Raw genomic sequence first — 14,136 nt, 5'->3', positions numbered from 1 at the left:
AATGAGGAGGTGCACTAAATGTTCGCAATTATTAAAACTGGTGGAAAACAATACAAAGTTTCTGAAGGAGATATCATTAAAGTTGAAAAAATCGAAGCTGAAGCAGGCGATAAAATCGAATTTGATCAAGTATTAATGGTAGCTGGAGACGATGTTAAAGTTGGAAGCCCTGTAGTAGAAGGAGCTAAGGTTTCAGCTGAAGTTTTGGATCAAAAGAAAGACAAGAAAATTGTTATTTTCAAGTTCAAAGCTAAGAAAAACTACAGAAAGAAAAAAGGTCACAGACAACCATATACATTAGTTAAAATCGAAAAAATTGATGCTTAATGGTAACTGTCGATATTTTTAGAAAAGACAAAAAATTTGTAAAAGTCAAATCAACTGGTCATGCTGATCATGGATCCTATGGAAATGATGTGGTCTGCAGCGCTATCAGTGTTTATCTGATTAATACTGTTAACACATTTACTGAAATACTTAAGCTTGACAGTGATAAGTTGAAATTTCATTTTGAAAGCGGAGATGCTTTCTTCGAAATAAACTATGACTTACTAAACGAGACTGAAATGATTCAGGTGGATATTTTGATGAAATCATTGGTATTTGCTCTGGAATCAATACGAAACGAAAATATAAAACACTTGAAAATTAACTATCGGGAGGTGTAATGATGATAAAATTAGATTTACAATTATTCTCTAGTAAAAAGGGAGTAAGTTCTACTAAGAACGGTCGTGATTCCGAATCCAAAAGATTAGGAACTAAAAAAGGTGACGGCCAATACGTTCTAGCTGGTAACATATTAGTTAGACAAAGAGGAACAAAAATACATCCAGGCAACAACGTTGGAAAGGGTGGAGACGATACACTTTTCACTAAAATTGACGGAGTAGTTAAGTTCGAAAGAATTGGTAAAAACAGAAAGCAAGTTTCTGTATATCCAAAAGAAGCTTAATTTTTTAGCAACACCTTTGTTATGATTATAAATTGGATTTCCTTTTTATAATCGTAAGGTGTTGCTTTTTTAGTGGAAAATAATGTAAACTTACAAGTATAGTGAGCATTAATAAAGAGGTGAAAAATGTTTATAGATGTAGCGAAGATAGAACTAAAAGCTGGAAAAGGTGGAGACGGTTCTGTTGCATTTAGAAGAGAAAAATACGAACCATCAGGAGGCCCTGCAGGTGGCGACGGCGGAGATGGCGGTAGTATTATAATTGTCGGAGATAAAGACATTAAAACTTTGATGGATTACAGTTACAAATCCATTTACAAAGCTGAAAATGGCGGCGACGGCAGAAACAAAAAACAATTTGGGAAAAAAGGTGAAGATTTAATTCTTAAAGTTCCAGTTGGGACTTTGGTTAAAGATTACGATACAGATACGGTTATCTACGATGTAAAACACGACAAGGAAGAGTTTGTAATTTGCAAAGGTGGCAAAGGCGGAAAGGGAAATGTTCATTTCAAATCATCTATAAGACAAGCGCCAAGATTTGCAGAGCCTGGAACAAAAGGTGAAGAAAAAACAATAAAGTTAGAATTAAAGCTTCTAGCAGATGTTGGATTGATAGGGCTTCCTAACGTAGGAAAATCTACACTTTTATCGATAATGTCAAACGCAAGGCCTAAAATTGCAAATTATCACTTTACAACACTTGAGCCAAATCTTGGAGTGTGCAAAGTCGGAGAAAAAAGTTTCGTACTTGCAGATATTCCTGGATTAATTGAAGGAGCAAGTGAAGGATTGGGACTTGGTCATGATTTCTTAAAACACATTGAAAGAACTAAAATTTTAGTTCATGTGTTGGATATTTCTGGAAGTGAAGGTAGAAATCCAATCGAAGATTTTGAACTTATCAATAGTGAATTGTCTTCATACAATATCAAATTGAACGACAAGAAGATGCTCGTGGTTTTGAATAAAACAGACCTAGGAGCAGAAGATAATATAAAAGAATTTAGAGAAAAATATTCTGACAAAGTTGATGAAATCGTAGAGATAAGTGCTGCTACAACAGAAAATGTGGACAAGCTTATGTATTTGATTGCAGATACTTTGGATAGTATAGAAGATGATTATTCTACATTGGATGAACAATACGTTTACTTTGAAGAAGAAAAAGAAGCTGACTTCAAAGTTAGAAAAGAAAACGAAAATTACATTGTCGAAGGTCCATTGATTGAAAACTTGATTTACAGAACAAACTTTGAGGTGTACGAATCAGTAAATCACTTGCAAAAAGTTCTCGAAGACAAGGGAGTCATTCAACAACTCAAAGATTTAGGAATACAAGATGGAGATAATGTAATTATCGGTGATGTGGAATTTGATTTTTACGAATAGGAGATAAAATGATAACACCAAAACAAAGAGCGAAATTAAAAAAGATTTCTCACGGTTACAGACCACTTGTTAATATCGGTAAAGGTGGAATTTCAGAAAATACTTTGAAACAAATCGACGATACTTTGAACAAGAGAGAAGTCATGAAGATAAAAATCCTTAACAATAATTTGGACGATAGGGATATGCTGATAGATGAAATATTAACAAAACTTGACTGTGAATTTGTCAGATATATGGGAAATATTCTAACAATTTACAGAGAGTCTGAAAATAAGGTAATAGATCTAGATGATTAAAGTCGGAATAATGGGTGGGACTTTTGATCCCATTCATATAGGACATTTGATATTAGCTATGGAAGCTATTAATTACAAAAATTTGGATGAAGTGTGGTTTATTCCTACTGGTAATCCGAATTTTAAGCAAGATAAAAATGTCACAGACAAACAAAAAAGATTTGAAATGGTGAAGATTGCCACACAGGATAACAAGAAGTTTAATGTATGTGATTATGAAATCAAAAAAAATGGCGTGACATATTCATGGGAAACTATGAAATATTTGAGAGAAAATTACGATCATGATTTTTATTTCATAATGGGCGAAGATTCGCTGATAAGTGTGGAAACTTGGGAAAATGCAGAAGATTTTTTGAGAAATACTAAGATTTTAGCTTGTATTAGAAGACAAGAAGAGATGTCCAAACTAGATGTAAAAATCGATGATTTAAAATCAAAGGGATATTTTGTGGAGAAAATTCCCACAAGTTTTATAGATATTTCTTCTACAAAAATCAGAGAGAAAGTTCAAACAAATCAAGATTTTAGGTATTTCGTGCCAAATCAAGTTTTTGAATATATTGTGGGAAACAAGTTATATGAAAGTTAAAGAAATAGAAAATAATTTGAGTAAAATGCTCAAGAAAACAAGATACGAACACGTTTTGCGAGTAAGAGACAAAGCTATTGAATTAGCAAAGCTTCACAATCAAGACGTTATAAAAATAGAACTAGCAGCACTTCTACACGACTGTGCAAAAAACAACGAGGAAATGTATTTGGATAAGTACAAGAAGGAATTTGAAGAGCTTAGAAATTTACGACAAAACGATCCTGATATGGAAAATCCAAAGTTGTTGCATTGCTATTTGGGTAGAATTGTCGCTAGCAAAGAATACGGCGTAAATGACGAAGAAATTTTGGATGCGATAGAATTTCACACAACTGGAAGAACTAATATGACTGATTTCGAAAAAATAATTTACTTGGCTGATAAGACCGAAGATAAGAGAGATTATGATGACGTTGATGAAATCAGAAGATTATCCAAAATAAATTTGAATAAAGCAATTGTCAAATCACTAGATGATACGATAAAATATCTTATAGAAGGTGAGAGGGAAATATCTATCACCAGTGTTAATGTCAGAAATTATTTATTGAAGGGAGTATAGATGACTGAATTAGAGTTAGTTCAAAAAGCAATAGACGATAAGATTGGAAAAGATATTGTAACTTTGAAATTAGATTCAGCTGTTGCAGATTATTTTGTGATTGCAACTGCCAATGCACCTAACCACGCTCAATCTATTATTGATGAAGTGGAAAAAGTGTGCGACGAAAATGGTTTTGAGATTTTAGGAAAAGAAGGTTACAGCGAAGGTAACTGGATTTTGCTAGATCTTAATGATATTATAGTACATGTATTTACAGAAGAAGCACGTTCTTTCTACGATATAGAAAGATTGTGGAATTAGGAGGACAGTATGAAATTTTTACATTCAGACAAAGCACCTGCTGCAATTGGACCATATTCACAAGCAACATCTGCTAACAAAACAATTTATGTATCAGGACAACTTCCAATCGTTGATGGAGAATTACAAACTGATATAAAAAAAGCTACAAAAGCATCATTAGATAATATTTTACATATTATCGAAACTGAAGGCGGCAAAGTTGAAAACATCGCAAGAGTTGGCGTGTTCATGCAAGATTTATCACAATTTTCTGATATGAACGAAGTTTATGCAGAATTTTTTGGAGATCACAAACCAGCAAGAAGTGCAGTTCAAGTTGCAGCTCTTCCAAAAGGGGCAATAATCGAAATAGAAGCAATTGCTGAATTAGACTAAGAATTTTTCCTCTGGGTAAATTTTACTCAGGGGATTTTTTTGTTTAAATCCTATTAAATTGTTAAGAAATTTTATTAATTCGTTTTGAATGTCAACAATTATCAAAATTGATACCATTTTGTAACTTTTTATGTTATTATGTATGTATATTAGGAGGTTGTATCTATGAAGAACTTAAAAGATATTGCTAAGGTATCGTTTGTCGCACTGTCTGTGTCATTAATGATCTCAACAGGATCTATGGCTCAAACAGAAAATGATAAGAAAGATGTAGAAAACGAGCTTAGTGCCAAATATACATCAATTAGCACACATAATCAAAGTAAGTTGACTAAGAAAGCTAAATTGGGATACGCTAACGTAGACAACTTACAAAATGAAAAAAAGGAAAATGGTGATTTGAATCATGAAGATTTAAAATCAACAGATTCAAATAAAGATATTAAGGAAAAATCAGAAAAAAAAGAAGCTTCAGAGTCTACAAAAGATGAAGAAGAGACTGAAAAAGAAGTTGTATCTGAAAAATCAGATATAAAAGATACAGAAGAAGTCTTAGAAGATTCGCCTATTAAACCTGAGAAATCTGTATCAAAGGAAAATTCAGAAGAACAAGTTTCTGAAGAAGCTGATGATAAAAAAGCGCAAGATGAAGAAGTAAAAGCATTAAATTCTGCTGGACAAATCATTCCTTCTAGAATTGCAGGTCAAAACAGATACGAATCTGCTGCACAAATTTCAAGAGAACAATTCACTAATGCTAAGAAGGTTATTGTTGTTAATGCACAAAAATACGCCGATGCATTGAGTGCAACGACTTTGTCTGATGGAAAATATTCTATTTTGTACACAGAAAAAGATTCTCTTCCAACAGCTACAAGAAATGAAATTCAAAGGCTTAATCCTGTAGAAGTATATCTTCTTGGTGGTCAGCAATCAATTAGTTCTGGAATTGAAAACATATTAAAGAAATACTCAAATAAAGTTACTAGAATTGCCGGAAGAGATAGATACGAAACTAGCGCAAAGGTTGCAGCTATGAGCAAGAAAAAGAACGTAGTTATTGCAAGTGGAGAAAACTTCAGTGACCCACTTTACGCATCTTCTTACGCTTATTCAAATAACGCTAAGATTTTGTTGAGTTCTGGAAAAACTTTGTCCAGACAAACAAGAGATTATTTACTTAGAAATAAATCTAGTATTGGAAAAGTAACAGTTGTTGGTGGAGGACAATCCATCTCATCAGCTACAGTTAGATATATTCAATCAGTCACTGGCAAAAATGTTAGTAGAATTAGTGGCAGAAACAGATACGATGGATCTGTAAAAGTGGCTAATTCTATGAACAAGGACAAAGTGTTCATCGCAAGTGGTGAAGATTTTGCAGATGCACTTGCTATAAGTCCGTTGGCCCAAAAATTAAATGCACCGATTTTATTGAGTTCAAGAAGTAAACTAGACACAAGTGTCATAGCATTCTTGAATAACTTCAAAAAGTCGATCAAGGATGTATATATTGTTGGTGGATACAGAACTATCGATAACAACGTATATGGTACTGTTAAAAATGTTTTGGCAAAAGCTCCAGAAAAGCCGAAGCCAAAGCCACCAGTTGTAAAAGATCAATCAGATATTATCGAAGAAGATAAAGCGATAGGTTTGCACGATTTCGTGGTTGCAAAATACTCAACAAAACTTTACAATGCTGCAAATAGTTCTGCAAAATCTGTGAGAAATATCAACACTTCAACAGTTATGCAAGTTATAAGTATTTTAAATAATGGATGGATGCAATTGGATATAAATGGATTTAAAGGATATGCAAAAATTGATGATTTTGGAATGTTTAATCCTAACAAATACAGATTAGTATTTCAACAGGGAGCAGACCTTTCAAAATTCAACCGCAATGTAAATATGAAATTAGCTAAGCAAAACGGAATGGATTTTGTAATATTAAAAGCAGGTTCCGGATACAGTGGTGAAGATCCAAAATTCCAACAAAACTACAGAAATGCAAAAGCAGCTGGATTAAACGTTGGAGCATATTGGTATTCATACGCTGTAAATGTTGAAGAAGCTAAGGAAGAAGCTGTAAGATACTTGAAGATATTGGGCAAAAAACAATTCGAATACCCAGTATATTTGGACTTCGAAGATCCTTCACAAAGAAGAATTCCAACAAAAACAAAAACGGATATGGCGATTGCCTTTATGAGTATTCTTGAAAAGAATGGATACTACACAGGATTGTACAGCTCGGGATCTTGGATTAACAATCAATTTGAAAAGGAAAGATTAAAAGATTACGATATTTGGATTGCACACTGGCACGTTACAAGACCTAACTGCTTCACACCTGATTATGGAATGTGGCAATTTACAAATAAATCAAAAATAAAAGGCGTTCCAGATACTGGAGAAGGCGGAGTAGATATGAACTATTCCTACAAAAACTATCCAAAGATTATCAAAAATGCCAAACTAAATAATTTTTAAATTAGAGCTCTGAAAAGAGCTCTTTTTAAATGCGTATAATTTACAAAAAATATGGTATATGGTAAAATTTGAGTTAGTTAAAAGGAGTGAATGATATGAAATTAGGTATTGTGGGGCTTCCAAATGTAGGAAAGTCAACACTTTTTAATGCGATAACAAAAGCAGGTGCAGAAATGGCGAATTATCCATTCTGTACGATAGATCCTAACATCGGACTTGTAAATGTTCCAGATGAGAGAGTGTATAAATTAGCAGAACTTTTTAATTCCAAAAAAATTATTCCAGCGACAATCGAATTTTATGACATTGCAGGTCTTGTAAAAGGCGCAAGCAAGGGCGAAGGTTTGGGAAATAAATTTTTGGAAAATATTAGAGAATCTGATGCCATTGTTGAAGTTCTAAGATGCTTTGAAGATGAAAATATAGTTCACGTTGATGGTTCAGTGGATCCTCTTAGAGATATTGAAACAATCAACTACGAACTTATTTTATCTGATTTGGAAATGGTTGAAAGAAGATTAGAAAAATCTAGAAAAGCTTTGAAAGGTAATAAGGATTTGAAGGAAGAAGTGGATCTTCTTGAAAAAATCTACGAAGTTTTATCAGAAGGAAAATCAATCAGAATCTTGGATTTGGACGAAGATGAAATGAAACTTATGAGAAGTTTCAATCTTTTGAGTGTTAAGCCAATAATTTACGTGTGCAATGTAAGTGAAGATGAAGTAGCAGATGCTTACGAAAACAACGAAATGGTTCAAAAAGTAAAAGATTTTGCAAAATCAGAAGATGCAAAAGTAGTTGTAATCTCTGCGCAAATTGAATCGGAAATTTCTGCGTTGGACAGTGAAGAAGATAAGAAAGAATTCTTGGAAGCAATCGGTCTTGAAAAATCGGGAATCGACGATTTGATTACACAAAGCTATGATTTATTGGGACTTATGAGTTTCTTGACAACAGGAGAAGATGAAACACGTGCGTGGACTATCAAGAAAAACACTCCTGCAGTACAAGCAGCTGGTAAAATTCACACAGACATTCAAAGAGGATTTATCAGAGCAGAAATCGTGAACTACGATGATTTAATCGAATTAAAATCCATGGCTGCAGTTAGAGAAAAAGGCCTAATGAGATTGGAAGGTAAAGAGTATTTAATGCAAGATGGAGATGTGGTTCATTTTAGATTTAATGTATAGAATAGAAATATATCTTAAAACATCAAAAACCAGTTAAAGGTATTGTTAATATATTAGAATATAAATCAAAACCGTATTAGCTAAGAATATCATTCGTAAAAAATAATTACAAATTCTAGCGAAATGAAGCGTTAAAAAATCTCATTGTTTGAGTGCGTAGCACGAGTTTGAGATTTTAGCTTCATAAGCTTTGAATTTGTTTATTTTTGGAGACAGATATTTGTGCTAATTGGTTTTGGTTTTTTTATTAGCATAATTTACAAACTAGGTATTAATTTACCTAGTTTTTTATTGTTAGCGTGAAAATAAACATCGTTAAAATTTGTGATATAATTATTATAACTACGAGGAGGTAATTTATGATTACAGAAAGATTAGAAAAGCTAAGAAAAAAAATGAGCGAAAGAAATATCGATGCGTATGTTGTATTGTCAAGCGATCCTCATACATCGGAATATTTGGCAGATTACTATAAAACTAGAAAATATATTACTGGATTCAGTGGTAGTGCAGGAACTGCTGTAATTTTGAAGAAAAAAGCAGCTTTGTTTACTGACGGAAGATATTTCATTCAAGCTGCAAAAGAACTTGAAGGTTCTACTGTAGATTTGATGAAGATGGGAGAACCTGGCGTTCCTACTTTGATTGAATATTTGAAAGAAAATGTTCCTGAATGCGGAAAAATCGGCGTTGACGGACTTACTTTGGACTATAACGATTACTATCAGTGGTTAGAAAAATTAGGCGACAGAATGATAATCACTGATGTGGATTTTGTTGGTGATATTTGGGAAGATCGTCCTGAAAAACCAAACTCAAAAGCTTATTCATTCGATGTGAAATACTGTGGAAAAGATACTAAGACCAAATTAAAAGAGTTGAGATATTTCATGGATTCCAATGAATGTGATTATAACTTTATCGGTTCTTTGGATGACATTTGCTACCTTTACAATATTAGAGGTAACGATGTTTTGTACAATCCTGTTATCATAAGTTACGCATTAGTTGGAAAAGATTTTGCTAATTTGTACATTGAAGATGAAAAAATTGATGACGATTTGATTGAATTGTTGAAAGAACAAGGTGTTACTGTAAAATCCTACGAAAAAGTGTTCGAAGATTTGAGTGGACTTCCTGGTAAGAGCGTTTTGTTCTTGGATCCTTCTAAGACAAATGTTAGAATTTACAATTCAATTAATTCAAATATCAGAATTTCAAAAGGAATTCAACCTACAACTTTGATGAAGGCTCACAAGAACGAAACAGAAATCAAAAATCAAAAGAATGCTTACATCAAAGATGGTGTTGCGTTGGTTAAGTTTTTCAATTGGGTAGAAACAGGTACGCCAACTGGAAATGTTACTGAAATGAGTGCAGCGGATAAGTTGAGATATTTCAGAGAACAAGGTGATTTGTTCATGGATTTGAGTTTCGGAACTATATCTGCTTATGGAGAAAATGCAGCACTTCCTCATTACGAACCATCTGTCGATCATCCAGTGACATTACAACCAAAAGGCTTGTACTTAGTTGACAGTGGTGCGCAATATTTGGACGGAACGACTGATATTACTCGTACAGTTGCTCTTGGTGAGTTGACTGATGACGAAAAACTTCACTACACTTTAACTTTGAAATCACACATTAATTTGATGACTACAATTTTCCCAAAAGGAACAAAATCATCAAGCCTAGATCCAATTGCTAGAAGACCTATTTGGCAAGAATTGTTGGATTTTAGACACGGAACAGGTCACGGTGTTGGATTCTACCTTGGAGTTCACGAAGGTCCACAAAGAATTTCCTCAATGAACAACGACATCGACATGGACGAAGGAATGGTTACAAGTGACGAACCAGGAATTTATATCGAAGGTTCACACGGAATTAGAATCGAAAATATTATGCACTGCATCAAAGTTGGAGAATCTGAATTCGGTGAGTTCTTGGGATTTGAATCGTTATCTATCTGCCCAATCGACACAAGACCTGTTATCAAAGAAAAATTACTTCCTTTCGAATTAGAATGGTTGAATAATTACAACAAGGAATGCTACGACAAATTATCACCTTATTTGGAAGGATCTGACTTAGAATATCTTGAGCAAAAAACAAAAGCAATATAGAAATGTTTGATATTAAAAAAGAACTGCAAAAAGTACCTCACAAACCAGGCGTGTATATTATGCACGATAAAAATGACGAGATAATCTACGTTGGTAAGGCGATTGATTTGAGAAGACGTGTGGGTCAATATTTTGATTCATCACAAAAACTTGCAAAGGTCGCTGCAATGGTAAGTCACGTAGAATATTTTGAGTATATTATCGTAAATAATGAATGTGAAGCTTTGGTTCTGGAATCAAACTTAATCAAGAAAAACAGCCCGAAATACAACATCGTTTTAAGAGACGATAAGCAATATCCCTACATCAAAATCACGAGCGAAAAGTTTCCAAGAGTTTTGAAAACAAGACGTGTTTTGAAGGATAAGGCAAAGTATTTTGGGCCTTTTCCTAATGCTTATGCAGTTAATGATATTATAGATTTAATTCACGAAACGTACAAAATCAGAACGTGTAATTTGAATTTTGATAAGGGTCAAAAGTTGAAGAGACCTTGCTTGAATTATTACATCAATCGTTGTGATGGAATGTGCGTTTATGACGTGAGTGAAGAAGATTACAACAAAGAATTATTAGAAGTGGAAAATTTCTTGAATGGTCGTGAAGATGAATTAACTAAGAAATTGACCGATAAAATGATGGCTGCATCCAAGAATTTGAACTTCGAATTGGCAGCGAAGCTCAGAGATTCTATCGCTAATATCCAAGTGATTTTGGAAAAACAAAACATAACCAACACCAAGGGATTGGACTTGGATATGATATCCATGGCGAGAGAAGCTGAGACTGTATGTGTTCAAGTGTTTTTCATGAGAAATGGGAAAATCATCGAAAGACAGCATTTTATTATCGACAATAAATACGAAGAATCAAACGAACACATTGTGGGAGAATTTTTCAAACAATTCTACATTGATTTGACGTATGTTCCGAAACAAATCCTAACAGATATTGAGATCGAAGACCGTGAGCTTATCGAAGAAATGCTGACGGAGAAAAAAGGTTCCAAGGTCGAAATCAAAATTCCTAAAAGAGGCAACAAGACGGATCTCTTGGAAATGGTCAGAGTAAATGCGAAAGAAGGATTGGACAAATACATCTCCAGACATTTGAAAAGGGAACGCAATCGCGAAAATGCAATCTTGGATTTACAAGACATCACAGGCGTTAAACCGATTGATAGAATTGAATGCTACGATATTTCCAACACAAGTGGTGTGGATTCTGTGGGAAGTATGATTGTGTTCAAAAACGGCACGAAATCTCCCAAAGATTATCGTAAATTCAAAATCAAAACCGTAGAGGGTGCAGATGATTACGCATCGCACAGAGAAGTGTTGACCAGAAGATTCAGAAGGCTTTTGGATTCTGATAAAAAAGACAACAGTTTTGATGAAATGCCTTCTATAATTTTGATGGATGGTGGCAAAGGTCAAGTCAACATTGCAAAAGAAGTGTTGAACGAATTCAACTTGGATATTCCGATTTTGGGTCTTGTAAAAGACGATAAGCACAGAACGCGTGGAATAATTTACGAAAACGACGAAATCAGATTGAAAGTGAACACTCCTTTGTACAGGTTGTTGTTTGCAATTCAGGAAGAAACACACAGATTTGCCATCAATTATCACAGAAAACTTCACGAAAAGAATTTCAAGAAATCTGAATTGGACAACATAAAATTAATCGGCGAAAAAAGGAAAAAAGCTTTGATGAAACATTTCAAAACGCTTGATAGAATAAAAAAAGCCAGTGTAGAAGAGCTTTGCGAAGTAGATGGAATGAACGAAAAAGCGGCAGAAAATATAGTGAATTATTTTAAGCAATAATTTGCTATATTTTTTTATTGTAAAGAATTATTGATTGATGGTAAGATATAAGGTAGTGAAGGATGGATGGTTTATGAACAGAAAAAATTCTACTTTAATTAAAATGATAATGCTTTCAATATTTGTCGCAATAGGCGTTGTAATATCTCCGATTTTAAGAGTTGTAGGGTTTTGTCCGACGCAACATTTTGTAAATATCGTGTGTGCGGTGTTTTTGGGACCGTGGTATGCATTGTTGTGTGCAACTTTGATTGGAATAATCAGAATGTCACTGATGGCAATACCACCGTTAGCACTCACAGGAGCGGTGTTTGGCGCGTTTTTATCGGGTGTGCTATATAAGAGAACGAACAAATTGATTATGGCTTGTGTAGGCGAAGTTATTGGCACAGGAATAATAGGATCAATCGTAAGCGTTCCCGTTATGAAGTTTTTCTTTGGGAAAAGCAATTTGACGTTGTTTTTCTACACACCGTCTTTTATTCTGGCGACGTTAATGGGAGCGACTGTTGCATTCGCATTTTTAAAAGCTATGCAAAAAAATAAAATGCTAGATAAATTAAAGGAAAGTATCAATGGATGATTTAAAACAAAAACTTTCAGAAATTTATTCTGGGCTTTATGACGAAAACAATCTGATTCATTGCCTTACAAATGCGATATCCATCAATGATATGGCAAACGCTGTACTAAGTGTTAACCAAAGTCCGTTTATGGCGGATAATCCTAGGGAAGTGGAAGATGTTACGAAAAATTGTGATTCTCTACTTATAAATCTTGGTAACATAACAGATTACAGAATAGAATCAATCAAAAAATCCGTTCGAATTGCAAATGAAAATAAAATTCCAATCACGTTGGATTTGGTGGGAGTGAGTGCATCACGATTAAGGCTTGATTTAACGCTAGAAATCTTGCGAAAACACAAGATAACTTGCATAAAGGGAAATTATAGTGAGATAAAATCACTCTTTATTGAAGACTTGAGCACAAAGGGTGTGGATTCGAAAAAACTTGAAGTAAATGATGTGATAAATTATTGCAAGGATTTATACGCAAAATACCATTCAATCGTTGTAGCAACAGGACAGACAGATATTGTGTGTGCAAATGAAATTTATCTACTTAACAATGGAGATGAAAGGCTTTCAAAAATCACCGCGACAGGTTGTGTTGTGGGAAGTTTAATCGCTTGTACGCTTAGCGTATCGCAAACGATAGAGGCGTGTATTCTAGCAATTAGTATGATGAATATCAGCTGTGAAATGGTGGATAAAAATGTTGGACTTAGTTCGTTTAAAATCGGCTTGTACGATAATTTATCCAAAATAAAATGGGAACAAATAAAGGAGAATATAAATGCGAGAAAAGTTGAATCTTAGCTTGTACTTGGTTACTGATAGGACTAATGTAGCTGACGAAGAAAAATTTCTAACAAAAATCGAAGAAGCAATCAAGGGCGGAGTAACATTGGTGCAACTAAGAGAGAAAAATATTTCTACAAAGGAATACATAGATTTAGCGAAAAAAGTGAAAATAATCTGTGATCAATTCGATGTACCACTTTTAATTGACGATAGAATCGACGTTTGCTTGGCAAGTGACTGCGCTGGAGTTCACCTTGGAGATGAAGACATGGAAATCAAAGATGCAAGAAGAATTTTGGGCGATGATTATATTATTGGTGCAACTGCAAAAAGCGTAGACAGAGCTATCCAGTGTGAAAAAGAAGGCGCAGATTATCTTGGAGTTGGGGCGATTTATCCAACGAAAACCCACGTTAAAACGAAAATAACATCGGTTGATACCTTAAGAGATATCAACAATAGTATAAGCATAAAAACTGTCGCTATTGGCGGTTTAAATGAGGATAACATGGATGTATTGAAAAGTAGTGGTGCAAGTGGGATAGCTGTAGTAAGAGCGTTGATGAATGACGACAATCCACAAGAAAAAGCACACAGATTATTAGAAAAATCAAAACAAATTTTAGAATTGAGGTAAT

Annotated in this window: 16 protein-coding genes and 1 other annotated feature (1 of these 17 cut by a window edge); all 16 genes read left to right on the top strand. The window is 34.0% G+C overall.

The window, feature by feature from the left end; all coding sequences use genetic code 11:
* Positions 1 to 6: a sequence feature (ribosomal protein L21 leader region), on the top strand (it extends 67 nt beyond the left edge of the window).
* Between the two features lie 12 nt (positions 7 to 18).
* The 16 genes from rplU (at position 19) to thiE (ending at position 14,135) form a co-directional block, all read left to right on the top strand.
* Entirely contained in the window at positions 19 to 327 is a 309-nt protein-coding gene (rplU, locus tag GKF99_RS06630) for a 50S ribosomal protein L21 (RefSeq protein WP_002838776.1), read from the top strand.
* Positions 327 to 668, top strand: a complete 342-nt coding sequence (locus tag GKF99_RS06625; protein ID WP_154272948.1) for a ribosomal-processing cysteine protease Prp — start codon at positions 327 to 329, stop codon at positions 666 to 668. Before rplU ends, GKF99_RS06625 begins: the two co-directional genes overlap by 1 nt.
* Positions 669 to 670: 2 nt before the next feature.
* Positions 671 to 955, top strand: coding sequence for a 50S ribosomal protein L27 (gene rpmA / locus GKF99_RS06620; protein WP_035109683.1), 285 nt, complete (start codon positions 671 to 673; stop codon positions 953 to 955).
* 126 nt (positions 956 to 1,081) lie between these two features.
* Positions 1,082 to 2,347 carry a GTPase ObgE gene (obgE, locus tag GKF99_RS06615; RefSeq protein WP_154272947.1) on the top strand — a complete coding sequence of 422 codons (1,266 nt, stop codon included), beginning with the start codon at positions 1,082 to 1,084 and terminating at the stop codon, positions 2,345 to 2,347.
* Between the two features lie 8 nt (positions 2,348 to 2,355).
* Entirely contained in the window at positions 2,356 to 2,646 is a 291-nt protein-coding gene (locus GKF99_RS06610) for a YhbY family RNA-binding protein (protein WP_154272946.1), read from the top strand.
* Complete coding sequence (gene nadD / locus GKF99_RS06605; protein WP_154272945.1) at positions 2,639 to 3,238, top strand: nicotinate-nucleotide adenylyltransferase; 600 nt, start codon at positions 2,639 to 2,641, stop codon at positions 3,236 to 3,238. The genes GKF99_RS06610 and nadD overlap by 8 nt, the downstream gene beginning before the upstream one ends.
* A complete protein-coding gene (gene yqeK / locus GKF99_RS06600; protein ID WP_154272944.1) occupies positions 3,228 to 3,803 on the top strand; it encodes a bis(5'-nucleosyl)-tetraphosphatase (symmetrical) YqeK in 576 nt (191 codons plus the stop codon). Before nadD ends, yqeK begins: the two co-directional genes overlap by 11 nt.
* The gene (gene rsfS, locus GKF99_RS06595) at positions 3,804 to 4,106 is read left to right on the top strand and encodes a ribosome silencing factor (RefSeq protein ID WP_002835520.1); all 303 of its coding nucleotides are present in this window, start codon (positions 3,804 to 3,806) and stop codon (positions 4,104 to 4,106) included.
* A 9-nt stretch (positions 4,107 to 4,115) separates the two neighbouring features.
* Entirely contained in the window at positions 4,116 to 4,484 is a 369-nt protein-coding gene (locus GKF99_RS06590; RefSeq protein ID WP_094223227.1) for a Rid family detoxifying hydrolase, read from the top strand.
* Between the two features lie 165 nt (positions 4,485 to 4,649).
* On the top strand, positions 4,650 to 6,980 hold the full coding sequence (locus tag GKF99_RS06585) for a cell wall-binding repeat-containing protein (protein ID WP_154272943.1): 2,331 nt from the start codon (positions 4,650 to 4,652) through the stop codon (positions 6,978 to 6,980).
* 95 nt (positions 6,981 to 7,075) lie between these two features.
* On the top strand, positions 7,076 to 8,173 hold the full coding sequence (gene ychF / locus GKF99_RS06580) for a redox-regulated ATPase YchF (protein WP_154272942.1): 1,098 nt from the start codon (positions 7,076 to 7,078) through the stop codon (positions 8,171 to 8,173).
* 359 nt (positions 8,174 to 8,532) lie between these two features.
* Positions 8,533 to 10,302, top strand: a complete 1,770-nt coding sequence (locus GKF99_RS06575) for an aminopeptidase P family protein (protein WP_154272941.1) — start codon at positions 8,533 to 8,535, stop codon at positions 10,300 to 10,302.
* 2 nt (positions 10,303 to 10,304) lie between these two features.
* A complete protein-coding gene (gene uvrC, locus GKF99_RS06570; RefSeq protein WP_154272940.1) occupies positions 10,305 to 12,131 on the top strand; it encodes an excinuclease ABC subunit UvrC in 1,827 nt (608 codons plus the stop codon).
* A gap of 73 nt (positions 12,132 to 12,204) precedes the next feature.
* Entirely contained in the window at positions 12,205 to 12,714 is a 510-nt protein-coding gene (gene thiW / locus GKF99_RS06565; protein ID WP_154272939.1) for an energy coupling factor transporter S component ThiW, read from the top strand.
* On the top strand, positions 12,707 to 13,513 hold the full coding sequence (gene thiM / locus GKF99_RS06560; protein ID WP_154272938.1) for a hydroxyethylthiazole kinase: 807 nt from the start codon (positions 12,707 to 12,709) through the stop codon (positions 13,511 to 13,513). The genes thiW and thiM overlap by 8 nt, the downstream gene beginning before the upstream one ends.
* Positions 13,491 to 14,135, top strand: a complete 645-nt coding sequence (gene thiE / locus GKF99_RS06555; RefSeq protein WP_154272937.1) for a thiamine phosphate synthase — start codon at positions 13,491 to 13,493, stop codon at positions 14,133 to 14,135. Before thiM ends, thiE begins: the two co-directional genes overlap by 23 nt.
* Position 14,136: the final 1 nt, after the last annotated feature.

It is taken from the genome of Finegoldia sp. BIOML-A2, assembly GCF_009678315.1.
GTDB lineage: Bacteria > Bacillota > Clostridia > Tissierellales > Peptoniphilaceae > Finegoldia > Finegoldia magna.
This window is presented reverse-complemented; position numbering and strand designations above follow the sequence as displayed.

Coding starts and splice junctions, on each gene's coding strand:
- yqeK (WP_154272944.1), top strand. CDS start 3,228: ATGAAAGTTAAAGAAATAGAAAATAATTTGAGTAAAATGCTCAAGAAA.
- GKF99_RS06585 (WP_154272943.1), top strand. CDS start 4,650: ATGAAGAACTTAAAAGATATTGCTAAGGTATCGTTTGTCGCACTGTCT.
- nadD (WP_154272945.1), top strand. CDS start 2,639: ATGATTAAAGTCGGAATAATGGGTGGGACTTTTGATCCCATTCATATA.
- ychF (WP_154272942.1), top strand. CDS start 7,076: ATGAAATTAGGTATTGTGGGGCTTCCAAATGTAGGAAAGTCAACACTT.
- GKF99_RS06625 (WP_154272948.1), top strand. CDS start 327: ATGGTAACTGTCGATATTTTTAGAAAAGACAAAAAATTTGTAAAAGTC.
- rplU (WP_002838776.1), top strand. CDS start 19: ATGTTCGCAATTATTAAAACTGGTGGAAAACAATACAAAGTTTCTGAA.
- GKF99_RS06610 (WP_154272946.1), top strand. CDS start 2,356: ATGATAACACCAAAACAAAGAGCGAAATTAAAAAAGATTTCTCACGGT.
- thiW (WP_154272939.1), top strand. CDS start 12,205: ATGAACAGAAAAAATTCTACTTTAATTAAAATGATAATGCTTTCAATA.
- uvrC (WP_154272940.1), top strand. CDS start 10,305: ATGTTTGATATTAAAAAAGAACTGCAAAAAGTACCTCACAAACCAGGC.
- thiE (WP_154272937.1), top strand. CDS start 13,491: ATGCGAGAAAAGTTGAATCTTAGCTTGTACTTGGTTACTGATAGGACT.
- rsfS (WP_002835520.1), top strand. CDS start 3,804: ATGACTGAATTAGAGTTAGTTCAAAAAGCAATAGACGATAAGATTGGA.
- thiM (WP_154272938.1), top strand. CDS start 12,707: ATGGATGATTTAAAACAAAAACTTTCAGAAATTTATTCTGGGCTTTAT.
- GKF99_RS06575 (WP_154272941.1), top strand. CDS start 8,533: ATGATTACAGAAAGATTAGAAAAGCTAAGAAAAAAAATGAGCGAAAGA.
- GKF99_RS06590 (WP_094223227.1), top strand. CDS start 4,116: ATGAAATTTTTACATTCAGACAAAGCACCTGCTGCAATTGGACCATAT.
- rpmA (WP_035109683.1), top strand. CDS start 671: ATGATAAAATTAGATTTACAATTATTCTCTAGTAAAAAGGGAGTAAGT.
- obgE (WP_154272947.1), top strand. CDS start 1,082: ATGTTTATAGATGTAGCGAAGATAGAACTAAAAGCTGGAAAAGGTGGA.